General features: G+C 37.9%; 15 protein-coding genes. 2 read left to right on the top strand and 13 right to left on the bottom strand.

Annotated elements, in window-relative coordinates; genetic code table 11:
- Window positions 1-274 precede the first annotated feature (274 nt).
- Window positions 275-1,213 (bottom strand): MBL fold metallo-hydrolase, encoded by a 939-nt coding sequence (locus tag BIV60_RS21655; protein WP_071357803.1) that lies wholly within the window; start codon window positions 1,211-1,213, stop codon window positions 275-277.
- Window positions 1,214-1,600: 387 nt separating this feature from the next.
- Between BIV60_RS21655 and BIV60_RS21650 the strand changes: the two genes are divergently transcribed.
- Window positions 1,601-2,284 (top strand): MerR family transcriptional regulator, encoded by a 684-nt coding sequence (locus BIV60_RS21650; protein ID WP_071357802.1) that lies wholly within the window; start codon window positions 1,601-1,603, stop codon window positions 2,282-2,284.
- Window positions 2,285-2,402: 118 nt separating this feature from the next.
- Here the strand turns inward: BIV60_RS21650 and BIV60_RS21645 are convergent, their stop codons facing one another.
- From BIV60_RS21645 to hxlR, 4 genes are all read right to left on the bottom strand, one after another.
- Window positions 2,403-3,074, bottom strand: coding sequence for a GNAT family N-acetyltransferase (locus tag BIV60_RS21645; protein WP_071357801.1), 672 nt, complete (start codon window positions 3,072-3,074; stop codon window positions 2,403-2,405).
- Between the two features lie 14 nt (window positions 3,075-3,088).
- Entirely contained in the window at window positions 3,089-3,760 is a 672-nt protein-coding gene (locus BIV60_RS21640) for a GNAT family N-acetyltransferase (protein ID WP_071357800.1), read from the bottom strand.
- A gap of 29 nt (window positions 3,761-3,789) precedes the next feature.
- The gene (locus BIV60_RS21635) at window positions 3,790-4,653 is read right to left on the bottom strand and encodes a carbon-nitrogen hydrolase family protein (protein WP_071357799.1); all 864 of its coding nucleotides are present in this window, start codon (window positions 4,651-4,653) and stop codon (window positions 3,790-3,792) included.
- 229 nt (window positions 4,654-4,882) lie between these two features.
- Window positions 4,883-5,248 (bottom strand): transcriptional activator HxlR, encoded by a 366-nt coding sequence (gene hxlR, locus BIV60_RS21630; protein ID WP_071357798.1) that lies wholly within the window; start codon window positions 5,246-5,248, stop codon window positions 4,883-4,885.
- Between the two features lie 190 nt (window positions 5,249-5,438).
- Between hxlR and BIV60_RS21625 the strand changes: the two genes are divergently transcribed.
- Window positions 5,439-5,810 carry a hypothetical protein gene (locus tag BIV60_RS21625; protein ID WP_071357797.1) on the top strand — a complete coding sequence of 124 codons (372 nt, stop codon included), beginning with the start codon at window positions 5,439-5,441 and terminating at the stop codon, window positions 5,808-5,810.
- 298 nt (window positions 5,811-6,108) lie between these two features.
- Here the strand turns inward: BIV60_RS21625 and BIV60_RS21620 are convergent, their stop codons facing one another.
- From BIV60_RS21620 to BIV60_RS21590, 8 genes are all read right to left on the bottom strand, one after another.
- Window positions 6,109-6,372: a DUF3231 family protein gene (locus BIV60_RS21620; protein ID WP_371261576.1), complete on the bottom strand. Its 264-nt coding sequence runs from the start codon at window positions 6,370-6,372 to the stop codon at window positions 6,109-6,111.
- Window positions 6,373-6,701: 329 nt separating this feature from the next.
- The gene (locus BIV60_RS21615; RefSeq protein WP_071357795.1) at window positions 6,702-7,196 is read right to left on the bottom strand and encodes a CBO0543 family protein; all 495 of its coding nucleotides are present in this window, start codon (window positions 7,194-7,196) and stop codon (window positions 6,702-6,704) included.
- A 408-nt stretch (window positions 7,197-7,604) separates the two neighbouring features.
- A complete protein-coding gene (gene helD, locus BIV60_RS21610) occupies window positions 7,605-9,944 on the bottom strand; it encodes an RNA polymerase recycling motor HelD (RefSeq protein WP_071357794.1) in 2,340 nt (779 codons plus the stop codon).
- Between the two features lie 156 nt (window positions 9,945-10,100).
- On the bottom strand, window positions 10,101-10,229 hold the full coding sequence (locus tag BIV60_RS30565) for a hypothetical protein (protein ID WP_256218496.1): 129 nt from the start codon (window positions 10,227-10,229) through the stop codon (window positions 10,101-10,103).
- Between the two features lie 111 nt (window positions 10,230-10,340).
- Window positions 10,341-11,327 (bottom strand): alpha/beta fold hydrolase, encoded by a 987-nt coding sequence (locus BIV60_RS21605; protein ID WP_071357793.1) that lies wholly within the window; start codon window positions 11,325-11,327, stop codon window positions 10,341-10,343.
- A 385-nt stretch (window positions 11,328-11,712) separates the two neighbouring features.
- Entirely contained in the window at window positions 11,713-13,218 is a 1,506-nt protein-coding gene (locus BIV60_RS21600) for an alpha/beta hydrolase (RefSeq protein ID WP_083402381.1), read from the bottom strand.
- Window positions 13,219-13,414: 196 nt separating this feature from the next.
- Window positions 13,415-13,618, bottom strand: a complete 204-nt coding sequence (locus BIV60_RS21595; RefSeq protein ID WP_071357792.1) for a YbdD/YjiX family protein — start codon at window positions 13,616-13,618, stop codon at window positions 13,415-13,417.
- Window positions 13,611-15,686: a carbon starvation CstA family protein gene (locus tag BIV60_RS21590; protein WP_071357791.1), complete on the bottom strand. Its 2,076-nt coding sequence runs from the start codon at window positions 15,684-15,686 to the stop codon at window positions 13,611-13,613. The genes BIV60_RS21595 and BIV60_RS21590 overlap by 8 nt, the downstream gene beginning before the upstream one ends.
- Window positions 15,687-16,265 lie beyond the last annotated feature (579 nt).

Raw genomic sequence — 16,265 nt, 5'->3', positions numbered from 1 at the left:
TTTTCGTATAAGTTCATCAACCCGTATAACTAAATGCTTTGTGGCATCTTTTCGTAAGAATATTTGCGAAAATTGCCTAGAAACTTAAGTATTTGACCCTTATTAAGGTCCAAAAGCAACAAAGTTTACGAAAAGATCCTTAGCAAAAGAAAAGTGCCAAGCCCCATTCAATTTTCCGAATGGAGCCTGGCACTTTTTACGTAATATAAAAAAACTGGTTCTATCATTACCAAAATAACGAAGAACCGGCTTTGTTTGCAGAATCTCTATATCATTAAAGAAAGTAAATATATTCTCCATTTTCAACTTCCCTTTTGCACTCACCTTTTAACCGTAAATATTCGAGGTGGGCAATCGTTTCACCGATGGCAAATCGCAATTCATGGATCGTTTTAATTTTTGGAAAAAGCACTTGGAAAACCTCATAAACCGTTCGACCATCTCTTATCGAATCCAACGTTATTTCTAGACGTTCATCGTGATGTTTCCTAATTTCATCAATTCGCTTGTTTGCTCCAATAAACGGATCGCGATGAGATGGGATTACTATTTCCACATTTAGCTTTCTAATTTTTTCAAGCGAGTCAAAAAAAGTTGCTAACGGATCTGGGTTGCCATGAAACCAATACGATATATTTGGTGTAATTTTAGGAAGTATATGGTCTGTTGAAAGTAGTACACTCTTCTCCTTGTTATAAAAAACAATGAGACCATCTGAATGTCCGGGAGTAAACAGCACTTCATACTGGTATTTCCCAATCTGAACATGTTCGCCTTCTTCAAAATAATGGTCAATATTCGGGTATGGATTCACTCTTGGTACGAAGGTTCTGGTATCTGCAACCATTTGGTTTGCAAAGTTTTCCGGAATTCCTGAAAGTTTATAGTTTTCTGCTAAATTATCAATAAATTCATTTTCCCATGCATTTAACCCAAGATCGGAATCAATTTTCGACATTGACAAACGTGCCCCTGTTTTTTCTTGAAGTCCGCCAGCATAACCAAAGTGATCCGGATGATAATGCGTAATAAAAATATCAGAAACTTTCTTTCCTTGTAATTCTTCTTCCCATCTTTTGACTGTATTTTCATTATGTAAACCGGTATCGATCACAATCCAGCCATCTTTCCCCTCAGCCAAAAAGCAGTTCACATGATTTAACCGAAAAGGTAAGTCTAATCGAACAAGCTGCAGTCCATGTTTATCTATCATATTATGCCACCTCTGCTGTATTTATGTTTCATATTATACCACCTTTACCGTATTTAACTAACATATTATGCTACCTGGAAAATTGGGACAGTCTTCTGGTTATGGTAACACTTTCAACACTGGGAGACTGCCCCCCGTACAGGACTTCAATATAAAAGTAATTTTGATTCTTTCATTCAGATAACAATCTATTTACAAATGGTTTACTATCCGCTAGTTCGACAATTTCATCAAAATTCTCTTGTTATACTATAAATTAAAAAGGTTTCCCTTGATGGTTGAGATTACAACCTTTTGTTCCTAATGCATGCGTTAAAACAGCGATTTTAAACTTTAAAAATCATGATCAATGTGGTAATTCAATTAGTATAGCGGAGGTGAAAGGTTATGAGTGAAATGTTTTCACCTAGAGATGTACAAAAATTACTTGATATAAATAGCAGTACTTTACGGAAGTATGCCACTCTCTTAGAAGAGCATGGGTATCACGTTCATCGTAATACTAGGGGACATAGAAGCTTTTATGATAAAGATGTGAATATACTGAGGAAATTAATTGAATTTAGTAAGCAGGAAGGAATGACTTTGGAACGGTCCATTGAAGAAGTGATGGCGGGAGTTTCTGAAGAAAATAATGCGGATTCCTTATCAGAACCGGTGCATATATCAAATGAACAGCATAATGAACAGGAGTGTAACCATAACGAGCAATTGGAAAATTCCGTTGGGGAGGAACTGACATGGATCTCAGAAGAAAATAAATTGGACATCGGACAAGGACCAGCAGAGACACCTAATAACAGGCATGATCAGCAGGATCAAAACCTAAATGATCTGTTGGAACGTATCGAACATTTGGAGCAAATAAATTTAGATTTAATCAAACTTTTGAAGGAGAAAGCCGTACGGGAAGCTTGTCTGGAAGAGAAGATAAATCAAATAGTAAAGTATATAGAACGTACTGAGCAACTAGTGGCAGAACAAGGTAAAATGATGGAGGAAGAAACCAGAATGCAAATTGCAGCTGCACAGCAAAAGAAATGGTGGAAATGGTGGAAATGGTGGAAATGAGACAAACTGTACTTTTGATATTAAATCACTGAATGAAACATAAAATCTGAATGAAAACAAGCTTGTCGACTAACCCTTTCTTTGGTTACATCGACAAGCTTATTCGTGTTCTTAATCATTAAAAATATAATAATCCCACTTTTTCTTTTGCTTCCAAGTCCTCAATCATCGCATACCACGACTCAGGTTTATTCGGTAATACCGTATAATACCGCTTCAAAAATTTCACAATTATATCTATTTCTAGCTCGTTAATTTCCCCATTCATTGGGAGAAAGCAAAGGTCAAGCCCAGTTACAGCTTCGCCATCATTGTTCCAGGACGGATGAACATAGGGGAAATCAAGACGTTTGTAGCCAAGGTGGGACAACACTTCCCGGCGAACATAAGGATCCATCGGCTTCACTCCGCCAAACTCATAATGCTCCACCCGATATGGATCATAGATTTCAGCAAACATCCCCGTTAATTGCTTGCCATTGGCCGCTGCTAATTCACGCAAATCTTCCAATCTATTATTCGCTAAAAATGGACCGATCCCCAAGCCGGCATGGCCAATAATGGTAAAATCCGTCATCGCGACATTGAAATCCTCATAGTAACGGTACTCGGTCGCCCCGACTACTTTTCCTTCATGAACCGCAACAAACACACGGATCCCCGGATCTTCTAAAGGTTCTTTCCAAAGATCAAATTCTAATACTTCTTCTGGAGGGAAAACTTCTTGCATCAATTGATGCATTTGTTTAAATAACGGATCTTTGATATTCGTAATTCTGCTATATTCCATTTATGAATCTCCTTTTATACTGAACTGATAAATGGATTTTTCCATTCCATTAGTGTTCCATAATTACACGATTCTTCATCTTCTAAATAATCAGCTACTACTTTAACTGGTGTACGGCCGCAACGAAGGAGGAACGCGATGACTGGATCCTTCAGCTCGCCCTTGACAACAGCATCAAGATATTGTTCTGGTGACAGTTCACTTGCTTTTTTATAATATCCTGGCATCCTGCCTCCCCCTAGCAATCTTTCCAACCGCAAATGAACCACCACGTCATACATCGAAAACATCAACCACTTGCCTAATCCTAATTTCCGATAGGACGGCCGCACCCCAATGTCAACAACATATAAGCTATTTCCATTCGGGTTATGATTACGAATATAGCCATGATCGGTTATCTCTTCCCAGGAGTGTTCTGGATGCTGTGGATCAAAATCAACGATTAACCCGGTCATTGAACCGGCCATTTCCCCATCCACTTCGATACATAAAGCTCCTTGTGGAAAAAGAGATACATGGTTTTTGAGTTGTTCTTCATTCCACCATAATTCGGATGGAAATGGAGGAGGAAAGCTTTCCTGTTGAATTCGAATTAAACCAGGAAAGTCGCTTTCTTCATAATTACGGATCACCACTGGAACAGGTTTGTCTTGGTCGAAAACAAAAAATTCTTTTCGATACATGATGGACCCCCATTCTATTTGTGAATCAGCTATTTTGTTTCCCAATCCGGGTAAAGATCTGTACGCCTGTCACGCCAGGTCGTAACAGAGCCCTTTTCACGAACTTGATATAACAACTCTAAATCAAGATCCGCCGTGACAATCATATCTTGATTCATTTCCCCTTCTACTGCGATTCCTTGGGGTGGGAATGGTATGTCATTCGGTGTGATGACGGCAGCCTGCCCAAAATTTGCCCGCATGAAATCAACGGTTGGCAGTGAACCGACCGTGCCAGTCGTTACGACATAGACTTGATTTTCAATGGCTCTAGCGTGACTTGTGTAACGAACCCGATGAAAACCGTGGCGGTCGTCGGTGCAGGATGGACAGAAAATGACGTCCGCACCTTTTGCCTTTGCCATTCGAACAATTTCCGGAAATTCAATGTCATAGCACGTTAACATCGCAATTTTTCCTTTTTCTGTCTCAAAAATCTCAAAGGATTCCCCTGGACTCATATTCCACTCATTTACTTCTGTAGGCGTAATATGGAGCTTTGCCTGCTCGGCAACCCGTCCATCTGGATAAAAAAGGTGGGCGACGTTGAAAATACGATCCCCTTTGCGGATGACATGTGTGCCGCCAATAATATGCATCTTGTATTGTTTAGCTAAATTTATAAAAAAGGAACGATATTGTTCCGTATAGTCGGGTAATTCTTGGATGGTTAATGCTTCCCCTTTATCGTTGCCGATCGACATTAGCTGAGTGGTGAAAAATTCAGGGAATAGGATAAAATCCGATCCAAATTCCTCTGCGGTTTTGATATGATGCTCCACTTGATTAGCAAACTCTTCAAAAGAATGAATCGTGTGGAGATGATATTGAACGGCTGAAACTCTTACTTTCATACAATCCCCTCTTCCTCATTGTTCTATAGTCATTAAACCTATTATTAGCGAAAAAATAAATTGGAACAAGTACGCATTTTTCATATACATAGTAATGTAAAAGTAACATAGTAACAAAAAGTATACTATAAGAATTTTAGCTACAAATAAAAAAGAGGTTATGCGAAATTCACATTACCTCTTTGAATCATATGTTGCTTTTCTGTTTTGGTCAATATGGCAGATGGTTTTACTTAATTGACTCATTTCTTTCCGAAAAATTCAATCCGACTGTTTCCATATAATTTTTCCCCCATTGATACATTGACTCTAGAATCGGCATCAAGCTTCTACCATGTTCGGTGAGAGAATATTCCACTTTTGGCGGAACAACTGGATAGACTTCACGGTTTACAATTAAATCTTCCTCTAGTTCGCGTAATTGGTTCACAAGCATCCTTTGCGTGATTCCCGGCATCAAAGCCTTCAATTCACCAAATCGCTTTGTTCCTTCTCTGCCCAAATGCCACAAAATAAGCATCTTCCATTTCCCGCCGATGACGGACAGGGTTAATTCCTTTTCACAATTAAACATCTTATCCTGCATTCGTGACATTAAAGATCACCTCAATGTCATTATATCCCATAGTATACTTTTTAGCACTATTGAAATAAAAAGTATGTACATATACTAATGTAACAAAATGTTTGATCAAGATATGAACTCATTCTTTTGTTTTAAACAGGTTGTCTGTTAATATAATGTTGGTTAGTTTTAAGACGATGTACGTGATAGGAGAATCAAAATGGGAAAACTTTTTAAGTTCGTCATGCTTTTAGTCGGTGCTTTTGTACTAATTTTTATCATCGTAGGTGTAGTCAGGGGAATTCCTAATATACTTAATGAAAAAAATGCTCCGCAACAACAGGCTTCCTCTCAACCAGGTAAAGCAGAGTACGATAAAATTCGCGTTGGAAATTCCAAGACTGGCCAAGGCGGAATGACTAAAGCGGAAGTTGAAAAAATTGTTGGGAAACCTACGAGCCAAACGCAAGGACAATCGGGAAAAAAGGTAATGGAAGTTTATACCTATGCAGCAAGTGCGGGTCCTAATTCGATATTGGTTACGTATATTCATGGCCATGTTTCTGGTAAGAGTCAAACAGGTCTCGATTAGAAAACGCGAAAATCTGAATTTTACCGTCATAATTGTTCTTTAACCGAATATCTTTATTTTAGGGAAACGTAAGCTTACTTCTTCTTAGTGAGACCGGAGGAAAGAAAATTCACTTAGGTTGGGAGGGCGAATGAAGATTAACCTAGAGGTTATGATTCAGTTGCTGACGCTAATAGTGATGATGATCGGACTTGCTGTGAAAGAAAAGTAAGACTTAAACACCTATGTAAACGAGCCTCCAAAATGGGGGCTCGTTTTCAATGTCGACTGTTATTTAAAAATTCAAAACAAGCTTGATTCAACCATTTTTGTTCTTGGCTAAATTTTCTTTACCCACTATTCCCGGTGGTTGTTCAAGCCAATTATTTTTTATCATGATTTCTGGACCGCTTTTGGCATATTGTGCAACCACAGTAGATAGATATTCATACTTAAAAGCAAGATCGGATCGCTGGATCGCTGCTGCAGAAGTAGCATAATTTCCAATACCGCCAGCACTTAATAGCGACATATAAAACATCATTAATTTGTCGGAAAACACTTGAGTAGTGCAATTGGACACACCGGTAATATCCGAAAATAGCTATAGGTAATGAAGAAATGTATAGGGAAATCAAATCAAACGTAATGAATGCAAATTTCTAATCAATATATTTTGAAATTCTTAATAAATTCCGTGTATGTCCATCATCTTTCTAAATTATTCTCATATAATAATGTAGTCCAATTTTACACCATTTTTCAATCTTTTATGAAGCGTCAACAAGACGCTTCTTTTTTCATTCCCAAATTAGAATGTAAAAAACTTGATTTATTTCAATCAAGTTTTTTCTTACTTTAAAATATAAATCTTTCCTAATAAACTTAATCCTAGACAGATAATATTATGAATTATCTTGATGATTCGGTTATATTTTGATTATCTTTCATTTTATCTAAATTTTTTAATAAACCCACAAACCCTCTAATCGTAAATAAAGTAAAATTTACACTTGTAAAAGTGTGAAATGGAGTCCATTTTTTCCATTTAAATAGCCTAGACGTTTTTTCAAAGTACCATTGACCGATACTCATCGGGACACTAAATATTAAACTTTTCAATAGAATTATTCCAATTTTATCATTATAGGAAATTTTTACCCAAATTACACTTAAAATAGGAAAAAACAACATGTCATAGATAATGTTCGTTTTGAAAGTTTTTGAAAAAGGGCGAACTGGATATTCAAGTCTTTTCGTTCCGACTACATAAGCATCAACAAGAGTAGCAAGAACACCTTTAGCGAAAAAAATAACGAGATTTTCTCTCATTTTTGACCCTTTAAATAAAAAAGGTAAGGAAACGATGCACAATCCAGTAAGTAAATTTAACAGTTTTTTCTCCATAAAGACATCCTTTCAAAGGATTTATTTCTAACACTATTACCATTACCTATAAAATACAAATTATCCTTTAATCATTCCAATAAAACTTCTGGAAGGAGAAATTTAAAGTCCAGTTAATGAGATAAAAAAAGCTAATTGAAAGTAAATTCAATTAGCGACTTAATACATTATTCCTCAGTTGGATATTTCGTTTTATGGTCAGCAAGTATTACCAATAGCTTTTCCTCAGGTTGAAAATTTATTTGTGCTTCAGAGGAGTAATACCAGGTCTTTTCCTTTGTGTCAAAAATATTTAACTCGTACTTTTGCAAAGTTTAGAAATGGTATAAAAGACAGTTGACCCGGTTCCGACCCTCATACTATTCCATCTCTTTTATAATCTACCACCTTTTCTCCAGCTTCCTTTTTTCATTCAAGGCCAATTGCTCCTTTCATCACTTCTACATTTTCCAAATGTAATTGGGATGCTTGATTTAATAAAAAATCTGATTGTTCCCTTCCGTATAAATACAACCGATGCATCGGTCTTGTCATCGCCACGTATAACAATTTGATGTCCAGGTCTACTTTGGCGTAGGGTTCCCCCAAACATACAATCAACACAGCATCAAACTCCAACCCTTTCGATAAATAGGAAGGTACAATGACCACATGCCGCTTCTTCATATCTTCTTTTTCCTCCAATAGTTGAATCGGAAGATGACTTTTTTCAAATATCTGATGGATTCTTTGACATTCCCTATCGGTTCGACCAATGATGGCAATAGAATTTAGTTCTTCTTCTTTAAGAGCGACAATATCTTGTTCCAGCTGAAGCCTAACCTGTTCTATATTGGAAGGTTCAATCATTTTAAACATGGGTTTTTGCCCATGTCGAATAACAGGTTCTACCTTTGGCAGGTCTTGGTCAATCATCTTTAAGATATCATTAGCCAAATTCATGATTTCGACGGTGGTACGGTAACTTTTTTGCAAGGCTTGATAATTTGCATTTGGGAAGATTTCTTTCAAAACAGGTGCCCAACTATTCAAACCGCGATAAGAATGAATACCCTGTGCTAAATCCCCAACGATGGTAAACAAGTCCGTTTCAAAGCCTTCTTTTAAGGATGCAAATTGAAAATTGCTGTAATCCTGGGCTTCATCAATAAAGATGCTGCGCATTTTATATTTCTCATCGATGCCCTCCAATTTGGCCTTCATATAAAATAAGGGAGCTAAGTCCTCGAGTTCATATGCATCTTTATCAAAAATCCGTAGACAAAATTGACTTAAAACCTTACATTCTTGATCTGACAGAGTGTTTGAATGCTTTTTAAGAGTATCTGGTGATGACATCAATTCTTTGTACAAGGTAAAAAAATCTTTCATCACAAACGCTTCCATATATTTTTTTACCGCTGTCTTCGATTCCTTCTCCACCTGAGCGATTCTTTGTTTTTTCATGTCCATGAGATCGATTACTTTTTGCTTTCTTTTTTCTGAATCGATTCTCCTGCTATACAGCGCCCTATCTAACGCATCATCATATTTTATATTGATTTTTGTTAGGATAATCACTTTCTTCATTTTTAAATCATTTTCCAATAGGGATTTTATTTTGCTAAGTCTTTTATAGATTGGCAGGTAGGTATATTCTTTTAAGAATATTCTTTTGAGATTTTGACCTTTCAGAAGAATCGATTTTTCAACGATAAAATCCTCACTAGGGGCAAGACTTAATTCCAATTCCTTCAAGAAATTGTCGATTAATTCCTTAAAGGCGAGTGAACCCTTATAGCTGGACATCCATTGGATTGTCTTGTTTTTCCCCGTTCCTTCAAGAAGTTTCATCAGCTTAATATTCGGAGATAACAGTTTTATTTTTCGCCCCAAGGACGCTTTCATAAAATCAATAAAGGTGGTTTGATTAATTTTATTTACCCCTAATTCCGGTAAGACAGCTGAGATATAATCGATAAATAGGCGGTTCGGCGCAAGAATCATGAGTTTTTCTGGAGGAAATCTAAGCCCTAAGGAATAGAGAAAGTAGGATATTCTATGGAGTGCGATGGTTGTTTTCCCGCTTCCCGCAGCCCCTTGTACGATAATAGGGTGCTTGAGTGATGCACGGATTACTTCATTTTGCTCATTTTGTATGGTCGCAACGATTTCGGTTAAGCGATTGTCTGCTTTGCCCGACAATGATTTCTGCAACAATTCGTCGTGTGTGGTCAAATCGATGTCCCTGATTTCTTTTAATAATCCATCGATAATTTCATACTGCCTTTTTAATGACAAGTATCCGGTTTGGATCTCCCCATATGCTTCATACGATACATCTCCCAGCCGGCCGTCATAATATACGTTCGCAATTGGCGACCGCCAATCCACGATAATCGGCTGTTGGGTTACGCGGTCAAATAATGATACCTTGCCGATGTATAAAATTTCTTCCATATTTGTACTTTTGCTTGTAAAATCAATCCTTGAAAAATAGGGCTTGCCAATCACGCTTTCTAACCTTTTTAGTTCACTTTGAGCTACTTCTAGAAACCTTGCATTGGCAAGCAGGTCCGTGTAACTTGCACTGCTTTCTTTTGAGTCGAGCTCGACAAATGCTTGTTTCATATTTTCAACAAAAAATTCTTTATTTCCTTTCGAAATCTCTAAAACGGTTCGTATGTATTCCTTAGTAAACTCTAAGCGTTCCACTTCTTCTTGATAATCTTTGTGGTCCCGGACAGACACTTGATCTTTCGTACTCATTCTGTAATCTCGTCTCCTCTCTGTGCAATTTTGGAAACATGGGATATTAAGATTAACGAAAAGTTTATTTCTCGTCAAGTTCTAACTTGTAGTAAAAATAAAAATACCGCCTTCTGACGGTATCTTTTTGAGGAACAGGTTTACTGCCCCCTCAGTTTACTTGTTTTTCCCTTGTTTTTCCATTGATTTTAAAGCTACTTTTTCGATTCCATTGTTTGCAAATTCCACATCCGTCTTGGGCAGTGCATGATTATTCCTTAATTCCTTATTCTTTTTTGTAGACAATTTTTTCACCTTCCTTATAGATTAATTTTGTGTTTCACCAGGGATGCAAGTAAATCTAACATTTTTCCACTAATAGCATCCATCCATATTAGTTTGCTTTTTTTTTTCATTTTAATTAGCTAAGTTGAATGTATTTTCCTTAATTTTTAAGCATTCGGCATTAAAATTTTCGACTTCTTCGTAATTTGAAAGGTGTCCTGAATTTTCAAACCAGATCAATTCTTTATGTGGACATTCTAGAATCTCAAAGTATTTTTCTGCTAATTGTGATGGGACTTGATAATCATGTCTGCCCGCAATAAAATAAACAGGTATTTCCAGTTTTGAGGCCGTATCGATGAAATTAATTTCCATAAGCTGCTCCCATAATGAATCCAAAGAAAACTTTCCCGCTTTTATTAAGGTCAGCCAATCCTTCATGGTGTATTCTGATCTAAATAAAATATTTGAATAAACAAGATCATACATTTTTACACCAATGAAGGATCCTCCAAGCTTTACAAGCCACTTTCTTTGAGCCCCTAGGTATTTCATATCAAATGGATTAAACTCTATCTCCATTAATTTTTTTAGTGCCTTCTTATGGTTCAAATCTTTCGCTTTATTGATCGTATATTCATAAGAGATTTTTTCCCCTTCCCTCATATTGACGACCTGACCAATCCCTATGTATCCATAAATATATTCCGGTGCTTTTTTGGACGCTAACACCCCAAGCACCGAGCCCCAAGAATGACCGACTAAAAACAATTTGGGTTGATCAATGCGTCTTAACAGATATTGAATTAATTCAATTGTATCGTCGACCATTTTTTCAATTGTAAGGTCTTCTTTTTTTAAATCCATGGAATAGGATAAACCTGCCCCTCTTTGATCCCAGTTGACGACAGTAAAATTCTTTTCTAAATCACGTTGAAATTTAGCAGCAAAGCCAATTTGGGCAGTTCCAGGCCCTCCGTGCAAAAACAGCATTAAAGGATTCTTTATATTTTCTCCCCTAATTAGGATGGTCTGTTTAAAACCACCAATCGAAATTTCTTCCAAGCTGGAAATTGATTCGAATTCACTGTTTATCTCCTTTGTTTTCCTACTAAACATGAATTTACTTCCCCCTTCATCCCTTAACATTTCAGAGATCATCAAGAAAAGCGCAAGCGCCTTGATCAGCCCCGACAAGTGCTGGAGGTCCTGGCGGTGAAGTCGTTCTTTGACTTCATCGCCAGGACCGAAGCAACCTAGGAAAAAAGCAGTTCATTTTTTCCCTCGAGGGGCTAGACACTGGAACTGGACAATTCTCAAAGACGAAATTATATAATTTCTTATCCACCAAGAAAAGGCTGATCGCTTCTTAATGAATTATTTTGGATAGTTCATAGGTATGTGACTTAGGGGGTTTATAGAATGACTAAAGTACTGAAGTAATTTGTCCTCATAACTCTTAAAACGGGAAAAAGGCATTGAATCGTTCAATGCCTTTTCTTCCTTATCGCGGATTGATTTCTTCCCCTGACTTTAAATCAATAACCTTAACAGGATTCTTTGGTGTATGAATGGTTTTGCTTTCTGGTGGAGCGCTTTTCCTTTCCACCCAGTCAATTAATAAATTAAAGGCTTGATGAGCATAAGGCAGTAGAGGTTGGAGTTCCTTATTGGGATCAGTTACAGCGTTCCAAACAAGACTGTCTACATGATTCCCTTTTTCAATCATGTATTGGCGATGCAGATCTTGTTTTCCAGCTTGTTTAACAAGTTTGTCATAACCATACGCATGGATTTCTGGAAAAATCAGCGAATCATTCGAACCAGAGATACTGATCAATGGTGCATCAATATCACCCGTATTTGAAATGGCTTTGATTTTGTCTTTTACCGCTTTCGGTCTTGTTTCATATTTATAATCTTCAAAAATAGAATCATAGGAACGGTCCCTTATTCCATTGATAAAATTTAGGTAGTTTGGCCATTGAATCCGTCCAGGTGCTTCGGGGTCAAAATGATCACGGTAGATATTTAGCGTTACAAACCAATACACCTGGTCATGATAAGGCCATAAATTTTCTGATCCTTTTGGCAATCCTGCTTTATACATTTCCTTTATCGCTTTTTCTTTCTCTTTTCCTGTTCCGTAAATCGCTTGTGTTGCATTGTTCACAATGGTAGTCAAGGAACTGATCAAATTCGGTGTTTTTTCCGTCCAGAGAACCCCTTCCCAATCTACTCCCCCATCAAAAAGGCGTGGTTCCCCGGTTTTTTTAGGGCCATCATGTTCGAGTGCATAGCGGACGACATATCCCCCATTTGAAATCCCCATCGCATATGTAGGTACCCTGTGGTCTTTTGAAATTAAATAGGTTGCAGGATTAGAGGAGTCGGAAGGCTGAATGAGCTGGTCCCCGAAATGCTCGATTAAATAGGTTTGAGCCGCTTTTGTCAATTGGCGGAAACGCATGTTCCATTCAGCCACACTATCGTCTTCATTTACTAAGGCATTTTTCACTTTCCCCAATGGGTCACCAGGAACGTCTTCACCCTGCGTACCCTTATCAATGGCAGCAAAAGCATACCCTTTTTCTAGGACAAAGTCGCTGAATAAAAGGTCTGTAGAGGTTTCGTTTCGAGTAGCTGGAATTCCGGATACCACAAGTTTTCCGTTCCAATTCTCTGGAACCCGAATGACAAACCGGGCATCATCAAAAACTCCGGTCACCTGCGTGCCTTTTATAGGTGCTGGCTTATACATATAATACCAACCTGTACCTTCTGTGGGATTTCCCCAGGTATAGGGTGCTAGACCAATATTTCCATATAAGGTTGCTTGTTCAAATTGTTGGGGGTTTTTTGTTGTGAGCCAATTTTGATCTTTTCCATCGAAATAGATTTCATTTACAGAATATGCACCGGGAATCACTGTATTTTCACTTCCTTTGGTTTGATTAGGATGGCCAAATGGACCAAAACCCAAAATGATTGCAGAGGATATACCAAGCATCAACTTTTTAAATCTCAGAAAAGCCAACTCCCTTATTTGTAATTAAGTCCATTTTAACCATAATTTTCTAAGTGTTCATGAGTCCTTTTCCCCATTGGACAAAAAGAATAAAATTTTCTAAATTATCTGTGAAGAGAGGAAATGCTCCTTTCTAAAAAACAAAAAGGGAAACAATTGTTTCCCTTTTACATTGTGTTTAACAGCACCTTGAAACCTTCCCGCCCTTGGCATTGTATCGAGCTTCCTGTGCCTCACAGAAAAACTCTTTCCGCGAATTAACGGGCATATCAGGATGATGCGTTTTCATATGGTCAACGTAGGTTTCATAGCTTGGAACCCCGACCAGCAAACTGATAAATTGTGTCCTTAAGGCGCGCAGTTCCCTTAATTTTTTAAGCATAATTTGTAAAATCCCCTTTATCACGTCCTACATACGGCGATTCGTGCAACGGCAATTTGTGATTGGTTAGAACTTTAAACCAGATACGAAGTGCAGAGATCAAAACAACAATGACCACAATCATGAAAATAGCTGTTAGGGCTGCATCCACATAATCGTTGATGATGACTTGTTTCATTTGTGCTGCTGTTTTAGCAGGAGCAAGGATCTTTCCGTTAGCATTGGCTTCACTAAAAATATCTGCATGAGCCATGAATCCGATTTTCGGATTGTCATGGAATAATTTTTGCCAGCCAGCTGTTAACGTGACAATAAGTAACCATGTTGTGGGTAATAGGGTTACCCATACATAGGCTTTTTTGCCCATTTTATAAAGAACTGTTGTCCCAAGAAGTAACGCAATTCCAGCTAACATTTGATTGGCGATTCCAAAAAGCGGCCATAACGTATTAATTCCACCTAATGGGTCAATAACACCCTGATATAAAAAGTACCCCCAAAAGACCACGCATAAGGCTGTTGCAATAATATTTGGTATGATCGCCTCTGTTTTCGCAAAAGGCTTATAAACTGTACCGAGTAAATCTTGAATCATAAAACGCCCCACACGCGTGCCAGCATCAATGGTAGTTAAGATGAACAAAGCTTCGAACAGGATGGCAAAATGATACCAAAAGGCCATCAAGGCCTTCCCGCCAATGATTTTTGAAAAAATGACCGCCATCCCAATCGCAAGGGTTGGGGCACCGCCCGTTCTGGATAGAATCGTTTGCTCACCCACATCTTTGGCAAGTGTTTGTAAAACATCCGGAGTAATTGTAAAACCCCAGCTTGTGACGGTATTCGCTGCTTGGACAACATCCGTTCCGATCAGAGCAGGCGGACTGTTAATCGCAAAGTAAACTCCTGGAGTCAACACGCATGCAGCAATCATGGCCATGATGGCAACAAATGATTCGGTCAGCATGGCTCCATATCCAATTGGCCGTGCGTGTGATTCCCTCTCAATCATTTTGGGTGTCGTGCCTGAGGATACCAAGGCATGGAACCCTGATACAGAACCGCAAGCAATCGTAATAAATAAGAATGGGAAAAGATTTCCGGCGAAGACTGGACCTGTTCCATCAATAAATTTCGTTAAGCCTGGCATTTCAAGATTTGGTGCTACGATGACGATTCCTAACGCAAGAGCAAGGATCGTACCTACTTTTAAAAACGTACTTAAATAATCGCGTGGTGCTAAAAGAAGCCATACTGGTAGGACCGACGCAATAAACCCATAGATAATCATCATGATTGCAATTGTCTCACCTTTAAAAGTAAACATCTTAGCCAATTCAGGGGTTTCTGCAACTGTTTGGCCGAAGTAAAGTGAAAGGAGTAATAATACAATTCCAATTAAAGATGCTTCACCTACACGACCTGGACGAATAAAGCGCATATAAATCCCCATAAAAATGGCTATTGGGATCGTTGCGGCAATGGTGAACATTCCCCACGGACTGCCTGTCAGCGCTTTTACTACCACCAAGGCTAATACAGCTAATAAGATGATCATAATTCCTAAAATACCGATCATCGAGATTAGACCAGTTACGCGGCCCATTTCGTCTTTAATCATTTCACCGAGTGACTTTCCATTTCGGCGCATCGATCCAAAAAGAATAATGAAATCTTGGACTGCACCCGCGAGAACTACACCCACAACTATCCAAATGGTCCCCGGCAAATACCCCATTTGTGCTGCAAGAATCGGTCCCACCAATGGTCCCGCACCGGCAATGGCTGCAAAATGGTGTCCAAACAGAACCCATTTGTTGGTTGGAACATAATCTTTTCCGTCGCTATTGATTTCTGCAGGTGTTTTGCGCTTATCATCTAGTTGGAATACCTTATTGGCAATAAACCGACTATAAAATCGATAAGAAATTGCATAGACGAAGACTGAAGCTGTTAAAAGCCAAACAGCGTTTATAGTCTCGCCGCTGTTTAAGGCCATTACAGCAAATCCTGCCGCGCCTAGGGCTGCAATCACTCCCCAAATAAGAATTGATTTAAGCGCTTTCAAATAGCATCGCCACCTTTTCTATAATCTACCAATATTGTAATTTATTATTCAGAAAATTAAAATAACTATTTTGTCCTATTCTTAGTTTGCACTGATGAAACTGTTAATTGTTTTTAGAAATAAAGCAGATAATTTATCTATTGTTCCGTTTACCCATAAAGCAAATTAATTTGGATACATCGCTTTATAGAAACACAATTCCAATAACACCAAATATTTAAGCAACATCTTTTGCCTGATTATCAATTGATAGTAATATTTGGATATATATAAACTGAAACTGTGCTACAAAAGTTAAAAAAGCCAATCACTCTGGATTAGCTTTTTTAACTTAAATCTCTACAATGACACTAAGAATGACTGCCATTCGCTATCAATGGCGTCTTCATCTCCCTTGCAATCTAAAAAAAGTAAAAAAACACAGTCAAATTTAAGGATCCCACTTCTAGGAAAGCAGTCCATAGGAAAGTCAAGTTTTGAAAATGGTGATTAAAGGTTATAAATTTGAACATTTTGTGTCTAAAGGAATATTATTTTTAACTTTTAGTGGTAGCTATTAATTAACTCACAGTTCTTTCG

Source organism: Bacillus sp. MUM 116 (assembly GCF_001866655.1).
Lineage (GTDB): Bacteria > Bacillota > Bacilli > Bacillales > Cytobacillaceae > Neobacillus.
Note: the sequence above shows the minus strand (reverse complement) of the source record. Positions and strands in the feature narration are given on the sequence as shown.